The organism is Amycolatopsis sp. PSD-21, assembly GCF_055561455.1.
The window spans coordinates 1,943,002-1,956,730 of record NZ_CM145712.1; the positions used below are offsets into that span (position 1 = coordinate 1,943,002).

Genomic DNA, 13,729 nt, shown 5'->3' on the forward strand with positions numbered 1-13,729 from the left:
GTTCAGACGTGCACAAGTACAGACTCGGGGCGGCCGTCCTGGCCGCTGTGATGGTGTGTCTCGCCGGCGGTGTCCCGGCGAACGCCGAGGAGCGTGGCGAGCACTGCGTCGCCGACGCGGCGGGCGGCGCGATCCGGTGCTACGACAGCTTCGGTGAGTCCATCGCCGCGGCGTCGGGCGGCAAGGTGACCGGCGTGCCGGAGACGGCGGCGAAACCCGGCACCGCCGAGAACGGCCTGATGGCCGCGCGGATCGAAGAGTCCGGCAAGGTCGGGGCGGCCGCCACGGTGATCAGCGTGCTCTACGAACACGGGAACTTCGGTGGTGCGAGCCTCGCCATCCACGGGTCGCCGTGCACGGAGGGGACCGTCCAGTACCTCGACTACCTCGGGAACGACTGGAACGACAAGATCTCCTCCTTCCAGACCTTCAACAACTGCCACATCACGATGTACGCGGACGCCTACCGGCAGGGCGACATCCAGGATTGGTACGCCAACGACAGCGCCAACTACGGGCCGAACATGAACGACCGCGGCAGCTCGGTGCTGTACAAGCGAGGGCCCTCCCGAGCGGAACTGCTCCGGGACTGCGGCCGCGCCACCAAGACCTGCAACGCGCACGTCGACCAGCGCGGCCAGGACTTCTACGGCGACTGGGGCCGGGTCGACACGGTGTTCAACTGCAGCTCCAACAAGATCACCCAGGTGATCGGCAAGCGGGACACGCGCAGCGGGAAGAACACGGTGTCGAACGAGCTCAGCGTGAGCGCGGGCTTCGAGTTCCTCGTCCAGTGGACGGTCGCCTACAAGCGCACGTGGGGCCAGGAATGGGGCTGGGAGACCAGCGAGAGCGTCGAGACCCGGATCGAGGTCAACCCGGGTTACTGGGCGGGCCTGGACCGCTCACCGGTGATGAAGGTGTCCAGCGGCTCCTACGACATGTGGTACGACAAGCGCAAGTGGGGACACCATCAGTGGTACGTCTGGAACTTCAGCGGTGAAGGCCCGGCGCCCGGTGTCGTCGGCCAGACCAGGACCGTCGGCAAGAAGATGACCTCGGCCGAGAAGAAGAAGGTGTGCGGTAACTCGACCGGGCTCGTGCGGGCCAAGGCGGGGACGCAGGCGGAAAGTGCCGCGCTTCCCGCGGCGAAGCCGAAGGCGACCGCGTTGCCCGTCGCGCAAGGGCGGCTGCACAGCTGATCCATGACCCGACGACGGCCCTCGCCACCTCGTGGTGCGGGGGCCGTCGCCGGTCAACGACCGCCGAGTCCGGGCAGGGTCAGCGTGGCCACCGCCGTGGTCACCCAGCCCAGCAGATCGCCGAGCGGGATGGTGGACAGCTTTTCGGGCCATTCGTCCGCCACCGTGTGCAGGACCAGGTGACCGTCGTGCGACTCGACGGCGGTGAGCCGGATGCCTTGCGGGAGTTCGGGAAGCGGCAGGACGATCGGCTTGAGGCGGGACGGCGGGCCGAACCGGCGGCGTCCGATGTGGACGGCCATCGGCCGGAGGACCACGGCGTCGTCCTCCACAGTGGACTCCAGGGCGAGATGTCCCCAGCGGGGCCGCTTTTCCCAGCGGACGTGGAAATGCCCGTCGTCGCCGGGGGTCACGATGATGCCCGGCCGGACCTCGGCGACACGCGCCTGGAGGACTTCCGGTGCCACCCGGATCGCCATCTTCACCTGCTCGGGGATGGCGGCCGGGGACGGGAGCGAGCGGAGCCGGACGTTCGACGCGAGCACGGTGATGCGTTCGAGCGGAGTCTCCGGCCAGTCGACGTCCTCGACGACGATGCGGACGTCGCCGACCTTGCCGGTCGCGGCCAGGCTGAGGCTGTCGGCCTGGTAGTCGAGCCCCGTCAGGGTGAGCCCGACGTCGTGCCCGTCCACCTTGGCCGTCAGCCGCCGCCCGACCAGCTGTTCGGTGACGGTCTTCAGGATCGCGGCCGGCGTCACGGGCACGCTGGGCAGCAGCGCCCGCCCGGCGGCGGCCAGGCCGAACAGCTCGGGAAGCGGGTTCAGGTCGAACCATCTGCCGTCGCTCATCCGTCCAGTGTCGCCGAACGGGACGCCGATCGCCGCCGCAGGGGGTCAGCGGGCCGCGAAACGGGCGATCACACCCGCCAGGATCACCCAGAACGCCGCGGCCAGACCGTAGTCGAGGATGACCGCGAGATTCGGGTCACTCACCGGGAAGAGTCCCGGCCAGAACAACGCCAGCGGTTTGGCCAGTGCCTGGATGAAGATGAAGAATCCGTTGCCCGCGTTGGCTCCCGCGAGCACCATCACCATGTACAGCAACTCGATGAAAGCGAACAGCGCGCCGATACCGGTGATGACCCGCACGGCGGTGTTGCTCCTGCTGGTGGTTCGCCATCTGGACATACCGGAAAAGTTCCCGGACTCCGCCGCGGCAAACGCTTCAGCGGCCAAGTTGCGCCGATCGGCCGTACCTCGCCCACTGCTTGGAGGCGGCCGGTGACGGAACGCCGCTTTGGTGATATCGATTATCATTACAGTTATGACGCTGGGGAACTGGAACGACAGCTGGGAGCGCCTCATGGTGAGGTACCAGCCAGGGCGGGAGCGGGCGATCGAGCGGATGATCGACCTGGTCGCGTCGCGCTGTGACGGCGGGGTTCCGCGGGTGCTGGACGTGGGTGGCGGCACGGGCACGCTCTGTTCCCGCCTGCTCGAACGCCTTCCCGGGGCGGAGGTGACGCTGGTCGATCTGGACCCGGTGATGCTGGCGATCGCCGGCGCGTCCCTGCCGTCCTCGGTGGAGGTGGTCCGGGCGGATCTGCGTGACCCGGAGTGGGTCACGCGGCTGCCGGATGGCGGCTACGACGCCGTTCTGGCGGTCATGGCGTTGCATTACCTGCCGCCCGGCAGGTTGACCGAGCTGTACACCGAACTCGCCGGGCTCGTGCGGGCGGGCGGATTCGTGGCCACTGTGGACGACATGCCGGACGCCGGCGCGGCTGTGTCCGCGGGTGACGACGTCGGAACTCCTTGGAGTGCTTGGTGGGAGCAGGCCGCGGCGGATCCGGTGCTCGGACCCGCGGTGGTGGAACGGGCCAGGTTGTTCGGCGATGCGCCCTCGGCCGAATGGCATCCGCCCGCCGCGTGGCATCTGCGTGCCCTGGGGGCTTGCCCGGTCGAGGAGCCCGCCGTGGTCTGGCGGGACGGTGTCCAGGCCGCCGTGGTGGCTTTCAGGCCTCGCTGAGTGGCGCGCCGCGCCACTGCCAGCCGGCTCGCGACGGGCGGCCCGGCAGCTCCGTCCGGTCCGTCGCCCACAGCAACGCCGTCCATGGATCGACGCCGGTGACGTCCACCTCCGGGAACATCCGCGCGAGCACCCGCGAACAGACGTCGCGCGGCGGATCGAGAGTGACGCCGAGCCCGCGGGCCATGTCCTCACCGTGGACCAGCACCTCGACACAGCCCATTCCGGCGAATCCTTCGAGGTCGGCGCGGCCGCTCGGGTGATACGCGCGGACGTCCGGGGCCACCGTGCGGAGGGTGGCGCTCAGAAGCCCGCCGCCCACCGTGACGAACTCCAGCATCTCCGCCGGGGTCGCGGCCCGGTCGGCGACGGCTTCGAAGCAGACGAACCGCGGCGTCGACGGCCGCGCGATCAGCAGACCGGCGTAGGAGATGAGGCAGTCGCCGAGGTGCTCGGCGGTGCGCCAGGCGTTCAGTTCGCCGGTGCCCGGCGCCGACGACCAGTCACGGCCCGACGCCTCGCGCAGGCTGTCCGTCATGCTCGCGATCGCCGCGTCGAGGTCGCCGGGGGTGACAGTCATCGTGACCTCAAGTCAAGGGTGTCGGGAACGCGACCGGACCGCGGCGGCCGTTCTTCCCGACCGCGCGCACACCGAAGAACACGTTGTCCTTCGACAGATCCACTTTAGCCTCGGTCCGGTCGCCGACCTTGATCGCGTGCGTCCAGTCGTCCGCCGTCGTCTCCCGCCACACGACCTCGTAACCGGCGAGATCCGGGTCCGTCCCGCGCCGCCACACCAGATCGGTGTCGTTCGTCAGCCGGTCGGTCCGGATCCGCACGCCCTCGGGGGTGCCGGGCGCGGTCGCCAGCGACCAGACCGTGGCGGCGTTGACCCGCGCGACCCTGGCGATGAACGGGAAGTCGCAGAACTCGGGCAGATCGCCGAACTGCTTGCCGTTCTCCACCCGGACGTCCTGGTGCTGGTGCGCGTAGTCCTCGTGCGGTTCGGTGAACCGCGCGGCCGGATAGCCCTGTTCGAGGAACGGGATGTGGTCGCCGCCCCGGAGGTAGCGGTCGCGCCGGTGGATCACCCGGACCGTCATGCCGGTGGCGTCGTTCTCCGCCACCGATCGCACGAACCGGGCCAGCTGGCGGGACGGCGAATCGTTCTCGCCGCCGACCGCGCGCCGGATGTCCGCCTGCGCCGGGGTTTCCGACGTCGGCACCCCTTCGGCGAACAACCGGATCGTGCGCGGGTCCCGCGTGCCGTCGTCCGCCTTGCTCGAACCGACGATGTCGTTGGTGAACATCGCCTGCACGTTCGTGCCCGCCGCCTTGTACAGCGTCGCCATGTGTCGCGCGCCGAACAGGCCTTGTTCCTCGCCCGCGACCGCCGCGAACACGATGGTCGCCGCCGGGCGGCGGGTGGCGAGCACCCGGGCGAGTTCCATCGCGACGGCCACGCCGGAAGCGTCGTCGTCGGCGCCCGGAGCGTCCTTCGTCGCGTCGAGCGGATCCGAACACCGGGAGTCGTAATGGCCCGACACGACGTAGACCCGTTCGGGGGTGACGGAGCCGCGTAACGTGGCGACGACGTTGGTGATCGTGGTGGCGACCGGGATCCGGGGCGGGGCGGGCTGCTGGAGATAAGACTGCAGTTCGACCGTCATCCGGCCGCCCGACCGCTGCGCGGATTTCGTCAGCTCCGCGAAGATCCAGTCGCGGGCGGCGCCGATCCCGCGGACGGGATCGGTCTGCGAGGACAGCGTGTGCCGGGTCCCGAATCCGGCGAGCCTGCGTACGGTGGCCTCGATGCGATGTTCGTCGATCTCCCGGAGGATCGCCCGGAGTTCGGTGTCGGGGCGTTGCGGGGAGAGGTGTTCGCCCGGGCCTCGAACGTCTGGTTCTTCGGCGCCGGCCGGGACACCGGTGAGGGCGGCCGCCGAGAGCGCCGCCGTGGTGGACAGGAAAACTCGTCTGGACCTTTCCTCAGCCATTCTCCCGTTCCTACGCGCCTTGTGTGCGGGCGTCTAGCGGCGAAAGGGTGAGCCGTCGCGAGGGGGCTATGGCCTGGGAAGCGGTGTCGCGAAAGCCACTTTCGGGACGTCAGACGTCTCGAAAGTGGCTTTCGCGACATGATCGCCAGGGCGGTACAGTGCCCGGCCGCGGCCGACGTTGCGAACGTGGCTTTCGCAACGTTGAAGGTTGCGAAAGTGGCTTCCGCAACCCCCGGTCTAGGCCGGCACCCGGTAAGGCGCCCCGAAGTCCGAACTTTAGTCCTTTATGGACAGTCGTAAGTCCTGTGAAGTCAGAGCTTTCGGGGCCTGACGCGCCGCCTAACCCGTCAGGGACTTGATCTCCTCGGCGGCTCGCGACAATTGCTCTCCAGGCTCGATCGTCAAATCGCCGGTCGCGGTCCAGCCGTCGTTTCCCCAGTCGTGCCGAAACCTCTGGAGCGTGACCCGCAGCTGCACGTGGCCGTATCGGTGGGACGCATCGATCTTCAGCTCCCCTTCGAGGGACTCCCAGGTTCGGATTCCGTCCCAGCCACGCCAGTCGTCCGCGTGCCGCTGGAAGAACTCCGCGAGATCGGCGAACCCTGTCGCATAGTGGTGCGAGACCTCGACCGACGCGGAGAGGCCGTGGAGCCGCAGCTCGGCCAGCAGGGACTGTGGCGGCCCGCCGTCGGCGGCCTCGGCCGTCAGCCGCAGATATTCGTGGCCGGAGCCGATCCGTGTCTGGTTCACCGTCGCATCATGGTGTCGCGGATGCGAGTACGACAACCCGGTAAAAACCCGGAAAGTGCTATCCCGGCCGTCCAGGCCGGTCTAAGGTCGAGCCGCATGGAGCCTCTCAGCGGACTCGCCGCGAAGTCCGCCCCAAGCAGAATGAGCTTCTACACAGCCATTTACCTGACCAGCGTGCTTCTTCCCGGGGCCGTATTGGTGACCGAGCTCCTCGTGTTCTGCGTGCACCTCGTCAGGCGCGGCCAGTCCGACATCGCGTTCATCTTGGACTCGCTGGCCAAGGTCAAGGGTGCCGGCATCGTGGTGCTGATCCTGGTGGCGATCGCGGCCAGCTTCGTGGTCGGCTATCTCGCCAGGGAGGTCGGCTTCAAGCTCACCGCCCTGTCGGAGCGGTTCACCCGGCGCAAAGGGTCGCCTCCGCTCACGGCATCGTGGACCAGGATTCGCGACACCTTCGGTGACGACTTCACCGAGCGGCTCACCGGGCTGCACCCGATCCTGCGGCATCTCGATTCCGGCGAGCAGGGCCGGAACGACGCTCTCGATCGCAGCCTGCCCGCGGGCGGCGGGCATCAGGCGAACGCGTCCTTGCACCTGTTCACCTACAGCAAGCTGTGGCTGCGCGGGCGCGCGCCCGCACTGAGCGTCGACAACACCGAGGCGGAGATCAACATCCTGGTGTCGACCATCATGCCCGTGCTCCTTCTCGCCGTCGACGCGACCGTGCTGTCGGGAACGCCGATCGCGATCAAGATCATCGCCGTACCGGGAGCGGTGCTCATCAGTCTCGTGATCATGAACGCCGTGCGGCGCCTGCGCAAGACCGAGCAGGCCGAGGCGCTGCGCAACCTGGCGTTCGACTTCGCCATGCGCGAGGCGGAGGCCAAGTACCCCGACGTGGAACGGCGTGACGAAGAGGAAGCGGCCTAGCGCGAGTAGTGCCTGAGGTCGGGCAACATGCCAGAATCCGTTGGGCCGCAAAGAATGTAGAGCAGCAACCGGGTATCGGCGTCGGCAAGGTACGCCGCCGCCGCGCGATGGTTGCCATCGAGGAGCACCACCTCGTCGCCGGCCCGGTAACCCGGAAGTGCCAGCTGCACGGGCCTGCCCGAGCGGCCGAACTCCCGTCGTAGTGTGGCGATCATGGACGCACGGGCGCGCGGCCAGGACGCTTCGGTGCTCGCGACCTCCGACACCCGCAAGGGGCGGGCGCCTTGGTGGGCGTAGCCGGTGTCGCGTCCGGACTCGTCCGTGTACCACACGGTGCACAGCTCGCCGAGTTCCTTACGGGAGCGGGTGTACCGCTCTTCGACGGTGCACTCGTCATGGACCCGTCGCCAGTCCAGCCGCGCCCTTATACCTCCATCACCGAAGATCAGTGCGAAGGCCGAGGTGTCCATGCACGAGACAGTACCGGCCGGGCCCGGGGTGAGCAGAGCGGCAACGACACGGGGGTGGCCGGTTGGGGACAAGTGGGCAGTCGCTGTCCGATATCTCGAAGTGGAAAGCACAGCGGCATGAGGTCAGGTGGGTTGGTGAGGCGGCACGTGAGGCCGCCTCACGCCGCCGTCGGCGACGTATCGGGTTCGTGCGGCGTCGAGGCTGAGCCGCCCGTTCGGCCCGCCGCGGACGGTGGCGCTGTCGTGGTCGTCCTGCCCGTCATCTTCCCAGCCGCATTCTTCGCAGATTTCGTATCCGCCTCGCTCACCGAGGGTCGCGTGGCCGCAGCAGGGACAGGTGTATGGCCCTCCGCCGGGTGAGGCGAAGACGTTCCTGTGCCTCGTGTACGCCTGGAACCAGTCGCCGGAGTGCCTGGGCCGGCTTGGCATGCCGGTCCCTTCGGATCGATCGTCGGGCACGTGCCAAGGATGCATCTTCGCGACCACTCGTGACGAGTCGTTCGGCCGGAAGGACCTGCTGTCCAGGTCCACCTGAACTATTGCCGGAATGTGGCGTCGCCGAAGCCCATGTCGCGCATTCGCTCGGGCGAGAAGACGACCATGATCTCGTCGCCACCGACGAACACGCGCTGCCAGTCCGGCGGCTGCGGCATGGCGGCGACGAACCACACCGATCCGGCGGCGAAGTCGAGGCGCAGGGCCAGCGGCACGTCCACGGCGCTCGCGGGCTCGACGACAGTGCCGTCGGCTCGCCGGCTCGGGCCCAGTTCCAGTCGCTCCCAATGAGCGGCGGTCCCGTGAATCGGCGACCGCAGGTATCGGTCCCACGGGCCCGCGGAGCCGACGTCGGGCCCGACGCGCTCCGGACCCTCGTCGCCTGCCCTGAGGTGGTCTTCGATCCGGCCGTCGAGGACCTCGACACCGTAGCTGTAGAAGGTGTCGGTCCAGGTGATCGTCGCCGGCCCCGCATCGGTGTCGAGCCCGACGCCCATGACAGCGTGATGCCAGTTTCCGTAGTCCCACGGCGCGGTTCGGAGGCGAAGTTGTGGACATCCCAGTATTCCACCGCCAAGATCCGGCTGCCCCGGAGTCCGCTCAGCCTTGCCTCGAAACGCGCGCGCGGATCGTCGACCTCATCCGGCGGTTTCATGGACCGGCGGCCGGGTCGTCGAATTCGAGCGACGGCATCGCCGCTGCGTCCGGGGCCCAGGTTTCGCGAAATCCCGGCTGGACCGCGAGATCGACCAGTTCGATTTTGGCGCCGATGCTGTCGAGCCGGTGGTAGGTGAAGGAACGGCCGTAGGGGCAGGAGTCGAATTCGATCGGCGCGCCCCGATCCGCCAGGCGCTGTTTGTCCGTCGTGACGTCCTTGGACCAGTAGCCGATGTGGTCGAAACGGGACCCGTCGGTCGCGTCCCACGGGCTGCCGGCGGGCCCTTGGATCACCTCGAAGAACGGTGGCCCGCCGGTGGAGAACACGATCTCGTAGTCCCAGTCCCCGAGGGTGCCCGCGCGGACCGGACTCCAGGTCACGCCGAGAGTGCGCGTGAGGTCCTCGGTCGCCCGTCCGATGTCTCGAACGACGAAGCACAGGTGGTAGAAGGCGTTCACCCGTCCTGTCTACCAACCCTCAGCGAACGAAGGCGTTATTGTTGATCGATGTCGCGCGCGGTCGTTCTCGGCGGGACCGGGCTGATCGGTCGCGCCATCTCACGCCGGTTGCTGGCCGGTGGTTGGGATGTGGTCGTAGTCGGGCGGGACTCCACCCGTATGCCCGAGGACGTCGCGGTCGCGGGTGGCCGGTTCGTCGCCGCGGATCGTGGCGAGCCCCGCGGACTCGCTGCGACGCTCGGTGCGGGGGCGGATCTGGTGGTCGACTGTCTCTGCTTCACCGCCGCACACGCCCGTGATCTGTTGCCACTGCTGGACGATGTGGGGTCCACGGTGATGATCTCCAGCAAGGCCGTGTACGTCGACGCGGCGGGCAACCACGTGAACTCGGCCGTCGCGCCGGTCTTCGACGGCCCGATCCGCGAGTCGCAGCCCACCATGGCCCCGCGTGAGGACGTCGACTACCGCACGCGCGACGGCTACGGCGCCAACAAGGTGGCCTCGGAACAGGTCCTGCTCGACAGCGGCTACCCGGTCACCGTTCTGCGACCGTCCAAAGTCCATGGGGAGGGGGCGACCAAGCCCTGCGAATGGGTGTTCGTCAAACGCGTGGCCGACCGGCGCGGAGTTCTTCTCCTGGCTCGTGGCGGTCGCGGCGTCGATCACCCGAGTGCGGCCGCGAACATCGCCGCTCTGATCGAAACCGCCGCGGAAAGCCCCGGTAGGCGTGTCCTCAATTGCGCCGACCCGGACACACCCGACGCCCTGGCGATTTCGAGGACCGTCGCGGAACACTTCGGGCATCGGTGGGAGGAAGTGCTCCTCGAGGACCACGCCCCCGCCGGACTCGGCCTGCACCCCTGGGACCGTCTACCGGGCATCCGGCTGGACATGACTGCGGCCGGGCGACTGGGTTACCGGCCGGTCGGCGACTACGCCACCACCGTGATCGCCGAGCTGGATTGGCTGGTCTCCACCGATCGGCTCCCGGCAGGCTTCGACCACGACTATTTCGCGCCGATGTTCGACTACGCCGCAGAGGACGCCTACCTCGCGGAGCGGTAGAAGGCGTTCACCCGGCGTCAGCCCTCGCCCGCCGGGAGCAGCTCCCGCAGCATGGCCAGCAGCTCCCGCCGGTCCCCGGCGCCGAGTTTCCCCCGGATCCGCGCCATGTGGTGCTCCACGGTCTTCCCCGAGATGAACAGCTTGCTCCCGGCCTGCTTGTAGGTCAGCCCGTCGACGACCAGCCGGGCGACCTCCAGTTCCCGTTCGCTCAGCGCGCTCAGCCCGGTGGCCGTGGTGGGTTCCGGCGCCCGCCCTTGGAACTGCCGCGCCGCTTCGAGCAGCTGGACCATGGCCTTCCGGTCCGAAGTCCGGATCGCCGCCTGCCCGGCCAGCCGGGAGGCGTCCCAGCAGAGCCCGAGTTCGTGTAGTTCCGAAGAGGACGCGGTGATCGCCTCGGGATCGACGGTTCCGGTCAGTACGGCGAGCCAGCCGGTCGCGGCGGCGGCGAGTGCGGCCGGATAGCGGCCGCAGGACGCGAAGTCGTTGAGCGCGGCCAGATGTTCCCCCGCCGACGCGTGGTCTTCGACGGTGATGGCGGCGTGCAGTTCGTGCCAGCGCAGAGTGGCTGTCCACAGTGGAGGGTTGCCGAGCGCGTCGAGCACGGAGTGCGCCCGTTCCAGCTGGCCCGCCAGCTTGGCGCTCGCGCCGCCCCGTGCGGCCGCGATCGCGAGTTCTCCCAGCGGCAGCAACGAATACAGGTCCGGCTGTTGCCGCATCGACGCCTGGTACGCCCGGTCCCAAGAGCGTTGCAGGCCGGGCAGATCGCTCGACCGCCGCGCCAGGCCCAGCTGCAGGGTGGCGGCGAAGAGTTCGTCACGCGCTTCGAGGCCGTCCGGCGGCATCAAGGCCTCGGCGGCCGTCTTGAGGTCGCCCGCGGTCATCGCGACCCAGCCGAGCAGCAGCCGATGCCGTTTCGCGAGCAGGTCGCCGCCGATCCGGCCGTCCACCGCGCGTCTCAGCACCGACTCGGCCAGCGCGAGTTCGCCGGAATGCAGGCCCACCAACGCCGCGAGGGCCGCCGGGCTGTCCGGGAGCGGCGCCGGAGCGCCCGCCGATTCCAGCATCGAGGCCGCGCCCAGCAGGGCCGACAGCGTCTCCGCGCCGCAGCCGGACACCGAATCGGTGATCGCCCGCGCCATCCGTGAAGCGGCGCCGGCGAACAGGGTCGGGACCTCGGGAGTCTCCAGCACGCCCCGGGCGGCTTCGAGTTTTCCGGTGCCCAGCAACGCGATCGCGGCGAACGCCTTCGAGCCCGCCCGGCCGGACCATTGGTACAGCTCGGCGCTGTGCGCGAGTTCGCCGCGATGCGCCAGCACGGTCGCGGCCACTTCGGCGCCCGCGGCCCGGGCGTCCGTGTCCGACGTGCTGCCGAGCATGCCGTCGCCGAGCCGCAGCGCCGTGTCGAGGTCCCCGGCCAGCGCTGCGGCGTGCGCCCAGCCGACGGTGAGCGCCGCGCCGCGCCCACCGGCCTCGGACGCGGCTTCGTAGAACCGCGCCGCGAGTTTCGTGTCGTCGGACATCGCCTCACGGGCTGCCGCCTCGAAGGCCGCCGCCGCGCTCGCGCCCGAACTTCCCGTGCCCAGCAGGGAACGAGCGAGCTCCAGCACCGGGAGCCCGTCCCGCAACTGGAGTTCCACCAGCCGCTGCAGCACCGTCAGCCGCCGCCCCGGCGAACCCCAGGTCCGGATGGCTTCGGCGGCGATCGGCAACAGCGCGTCGTCCTCGCCGAGCAGGCCGGTCGCCCTGGCACTGTCGAAGATCTCGGGCAGCCCTTCACGATCGCGGTTCAGCAACGCCGCCAGCAGATCGAGATTCCGGCCCGCGCCTGCCTCCGCCGCGATCAGGTACCGGTGCACGTCGTCGTCCAGCTGTTCCAGCTCACCGCGGAAGTCCGCGAGCCTGCCGGTCACCGCGCGGAGCACGAACCCCGGGACACCGCCGGTCCTGGCGTGGACGTCTTCCGCCGTGGCCGCGTCACCGCCGGCGTGCTCGACGAGCCGCCGGACGTCGTCGACGCCGAACGCGCCCAAGGTCACCGACCGGCCGAAGGAATCGGCCAGTACGCGCAGGGTGGTCGTCCGTGCCGCCGGCCGGAACGCCAGTACCACGGGCGCGGTGGTTTCTTCGGCCTGTGCCTTGATCTTCGCGATCTCGTCGTCGTCGAGCTGGTCGGCGTCGTCGACCAGCAGCGCTTCGACCCCCGCCGCCGCGTAGTGACGTCCGAGCCGGTCGAGCAGATGGGTCTTGCCGTGCCCGCCGGGGGCGACGACGGTGACCCGCACCGGGAGTTCCGGGGCGGTGGTCACCTCGTCGAGCAGGCTCCGGGCACCCGGATGGATGATGCCGGGCTTGTCGAGCAGTGCGTTCAACAGCGACCTTCGGGGGTGGACGGCGTGGCACCGGGGGTGGCCGGCGCGCACGAGCTCGAAGTGGTGGGAGTGGCTTCGGGACCCTTGTCCGCGGTGGCTTCTCGGGTGGTCAGGGTGAGCAGCAGGGTGGTCGCGGCCAGCACCACGACCGCGGCTCCGGCGACGAGGGGCTTGCGCCGGCTGAGCAGTTTCGCCGCCCCGGTGCGTTCTGGCAAGGGGAAGGGGGTGATGTCGACCGGCGGCCGTTCGGGCCGCTCGCTGAGCTCTTCCGGCACGTCGACCCGGGGGAGCAGGGTGGTTTCGACGGCCGATCCCGCCCCGGCGGGTTGAGGAAGGTCACGTCGCGCGGCGATGTTGGCCGCCCCGATCGCCACCGTCAGCACCGGGTCGCTCGACGCGAAGACGGGGCACGGGGTCCGGCCGGGAACCGGCGGGGCCTCGCCGCAGAGCACGATGCCCGCCAGGGAGTGTGGCGGGATCCCGGCGCCGTGCGCGAGCTCGAAGACCTTGCCGACGGCCTCGGCGGGCTCGACGCCTTCCACCGTTTTGACCGGCTGCCAGCCGTTGACCCCGGCGGCGGCGATCGTGACCACCGCGCCGTCTGGGCCGAATTCGCAGACCCCGGCGGTGACGTCGCCGTGCGGGGCGAGGTACGCGTGCAGGGCGGCGACGGGCGCCGCGACCAGTGCGGCACGGGGGAATCCGGCCTCGGCCAGTGCCCGGCGCAGCAGGTCCCGGCGGAACGATCCCCAGCCGACGGGGTGCGTGAGCACGATGTGGCGCGGTTTCTCGCCGAAGCGTTCGGCCGCTTGTTCCACCGCGGCGTCCACGAGGACCGCGCTGAGGGATTCGGGCGGGAACCGCTCACCGCCGACGATCACGGGGACGTCGTCGCCGACCCGTTCGTGGAACCCGGTGAGCAGGCGGGCGGGCGCCGACCGGCCCGCCTCGACCGCGGCGTCGCCGGTGAGCAGGTAGCCGTCGTCGTCGAGGAACACCGCGGACGCCGCCGCCGGGCCGCGCGCGCCGAGCCACGACGGCTCGGGCACGCCCCAGCCGTCGCCGGAGTCCACGCAGGTGGCGGCGGTGGTGCGGGTCGAGGCGATATCGATGCCGAGGACGTAGGGCAACGAGCATCCTCCTTCGCTTGACCAGCCCCTAAGGACCAAATAGGGCCACTCACCTGAACGGCTTGACCCATCCGGGTGAGGGTTGGCATTAAACCCAACCGAGTGCGTCTCGGTTAAGCCCCTAACGCCCTAACGATGTCATACCGATCCCCTATTGGCTGAGTGAGCGACGACCAG

Annotated in this window: 15 protein-coding genes; 4 read left to right on the top strand and 11 right to left on the bottom strand. The window is 69.6% G+C overall.

Features of this window, described 5'->3' with window-relative positions:
- The first annotated feature begins 8 nt into the window (after positions 1 to 8).
- Entirely contained in the window at positions 9 to 1,202 is a 1,194-nt protein-coding gene (locus ACZ1DY_RS09615; protein WP_257488702.1) for a hypothetical protein, read from the top strand.
- 53 nt (positions 1,203 to 1,255) lie between these two features.
- Here the strand turns inward: ACZ1DY_RS09615 and ACZ1DY_RS09620 are convergent, their stop codons facing one another.
- The gene (locus ACZ1DY_RS09620) at positions 1,256 to 2,050 is read right to left on the bottom strand and encodes an LmeA family phospholipid-binding protein (protein WP_465484108.1); all 795 of its coding nucleotides are present in this window, start codon (positions 2,048 to 2,050) and stop codon (positions 1,256 to 1,258) included.
- Between the two features lie 45 nt (positions 2,051 to 2,095).
- Positions 2,096 to 2,350, bottom strand: a complete 255-nt coding sequence (locus tag ACZ1DY_RS09625; RefSeq protein ID WP_093932065.1) for a hypothetical protein — start codon at positions 2,348 to 2,350, stop codon at positions 2,096 to 2,098.
- Between the two features lie 175 nt (positions 2,351 to 2,525).
- Between ACZ1DY_RS09625 and ACZ1DY_RS09630 the strand changes: the two genes are divergently transcribed.
- A complete protein-coding gene (locus ACZ1DY_RS09630) occupies positions 2,526 to 3,230 on the top strand; it encodes a class I SAM-dependent methyltransferase (RefSeq protein WP_257488700.1) in 705 nt (234 codons plus the stop codon).
- Here ACZ1DY_RS09630 and ACZ1DY_RS09635 read toward each other — a convergent pair.
- The 3 genes from ACZ1DY_RS09635 to ACZ1DY_RS09645 all read right to left on the bottom strand — a co-directional run bounded on the left by ACZ1DY_RS09635 (position 3,217) and on the right by ACZ1DY_RS09645 (position 5,977).
- Complete coding sequence (locus tag ACZ1DY_RS09635; RefSeq protein ID WP_257488699.1) at positions 3,217 to 3,810, bottom strand: maleylpyruvate isomerase mycothiol-dependent enzyme family protein; 594 nt, start codon at positions 3,808 to 3,810, stop codon at positions 3,217 to 3,219. The two genes, ACZ1DY_RS09630 and ACZ1DY_RS09635, sit on opposite strands and share 14 nt — an antisense overlap.
- A 7-nt stretch (positions 3,811 to 3,817) precedes the next feature.
- The gene (locus ACZ1DY_RS09640) at positions 3,818 to 5,227 is read right to left on the bottom strand and encodes a M20/M25/M40 family metallo-hydrolase (RefSeq protein ID WP_465484109.1); all 1,410 of its coding nucleotides are present in this window, start codon (positions 5,225 to 5,227) and stop codon (positions 3,818 to 3,820) included.
- 339 nt (positions 5,228 to 5,566) lie between these two features.
- Entirely contained in the window at positions 5,567 to 5,977 is a 411-nt protein-coding gene (locus tag ACZ1DY_RS09645; protein ID WP_465484110.1) for a DUF6228 family protein, read from the bottom strand.
- 141 nt (positions 5,978 to 6,118) lie between these two features.
- On the opposite strand from ACZ1DY_RS09645, the gene ACZ1DY_RS09650 reads away from it, so the two are divergent.
- Positions 6,119 to 6,907: a hypothetical protein gene (locus tag ACZ1DY_RS09650; protein WP_465484111.1), complete on the top strand. Its 789-nt coding sequence runs from the start codon at positions 6,119 to 6,121 to the stop codon at positions 6,905 to 6,907.
- On the opposite strand, the gene ACZ1DY_RS09655 is transcribed toward ACZ1DY_RS09650, so the two are convergent.
- The 4 genes from ACZ1DY_RS09655 to ACZ1DY_RS09670 form a co-directional block, all read right to left on the bottom strand.
- Positions 6,904 to 7,377 (bottom strand): hypothetical protein, encoded by a 474-nt coding sequence (locus ACZ1DY_RS09655; protein ID WP_465484112.1) that lies wholly within the window; start codon positions 7,375 to 7,377, stop codon positions 6,904 to 6,906. The two genes, ACZ1DY_RS09650 and ACZ1DY_RS09655, sit on opposite strands and share 4 nt — an antisense overlap.
- A gap of 123 nt (positions 7,378 to 7,500) precedes the next feature.
- On the bottom strand, positions 7,501 to 7,851 hold the full coding sequence (locus ACZ1DY_RS09660; RefSeq protein ID WP_465485630.1) for a CPCC family cysteine-rich protein: 351 nt from the start codon (positions 7,849 to 7,851) through the stop codon (positions 7,501 to 7,503).
- 62 nt (positions 7,852 to 7,913) lie between these two features.
- Positions 7,914 to 8,369, bottom strand: a complete 456-nt coding sequence (locus ACZ1DY_RS09665) for a hypothetical protein (protein ID WP_465484113.1) — start codon at positions 8,367 to 8,369, stop codon at positions 7,914 to 7,916.
- A 154-nt stretch (positions 8,370 to 8,523) separates the two neighbouring features.
- Positions 8,524 to 8,988 (bottom strand): VOC family protein, encoded by a 465-nt coding sequence (locus tag ACZ1DY_RS09670; RefSeq protein WP_257488692.1) that lies wholly within the window; start codon positions 8,986 to 8,988, stop codon positions 8,524 to 8,526.
- Positions 8,989 to 9,036: 48 nt separating this feature from the next.
- Between ACZ1DY_RS09670 and ACZ1DY_RS09675 the strand changes: the two genes are divergently transcribed.
- Positions 9,037 to 10,053 carry an NAD-dependent epimerase/dehydratase family protein gene (locus ACZ1DY_RS09675; RefSeq protein ID WP_465484114.1) on the top strand — a complete coding sequence of 339 codons (1,017 nt, stop codon included), beginning with the start codon at positions 9,037 to 9,039 and terminating at the stop codon, positions 10,051 to 10,053.
- A gap of 17 nt (positions 10,054 to 10,070) precedes the next feature.
- Here the strand turns inward: ACZ1DY_RS09675 and ACZ1DY_RS09680 are convergent, their stop codons facing one another.
- The gene (locus tag ACZ1DY_RS09680; protein ID WP_465484115.1) at positions 10,071 to 12,422 is read right to left on the bottom strand and encodes a helix-turn-helix transcriptional regulator; all 2,352 of its coding nucleotides are present in this window, start codon (positions 12,420 to 12,422) and stop codon (positions 10,071 to 10,073) included.
- Positions 12,419 to 13,552, bottom strand: a complete 1,134-nt coding sequence (locus ACZ1DY_RS09685; protein ID WP_465484116.1) for a molecular chaperone DnaK — start codon at positions 13,550 to 13,552, stop codon at positions 12,419 to 12,421. Before ACZ1DY_RS09685 ends, ACZ1DY_RS09680 begins: the two co-directional genes overlap by 4 nt.
- Positions 13,553 to 13,729 lie beyond the last annotated feature (177 nt).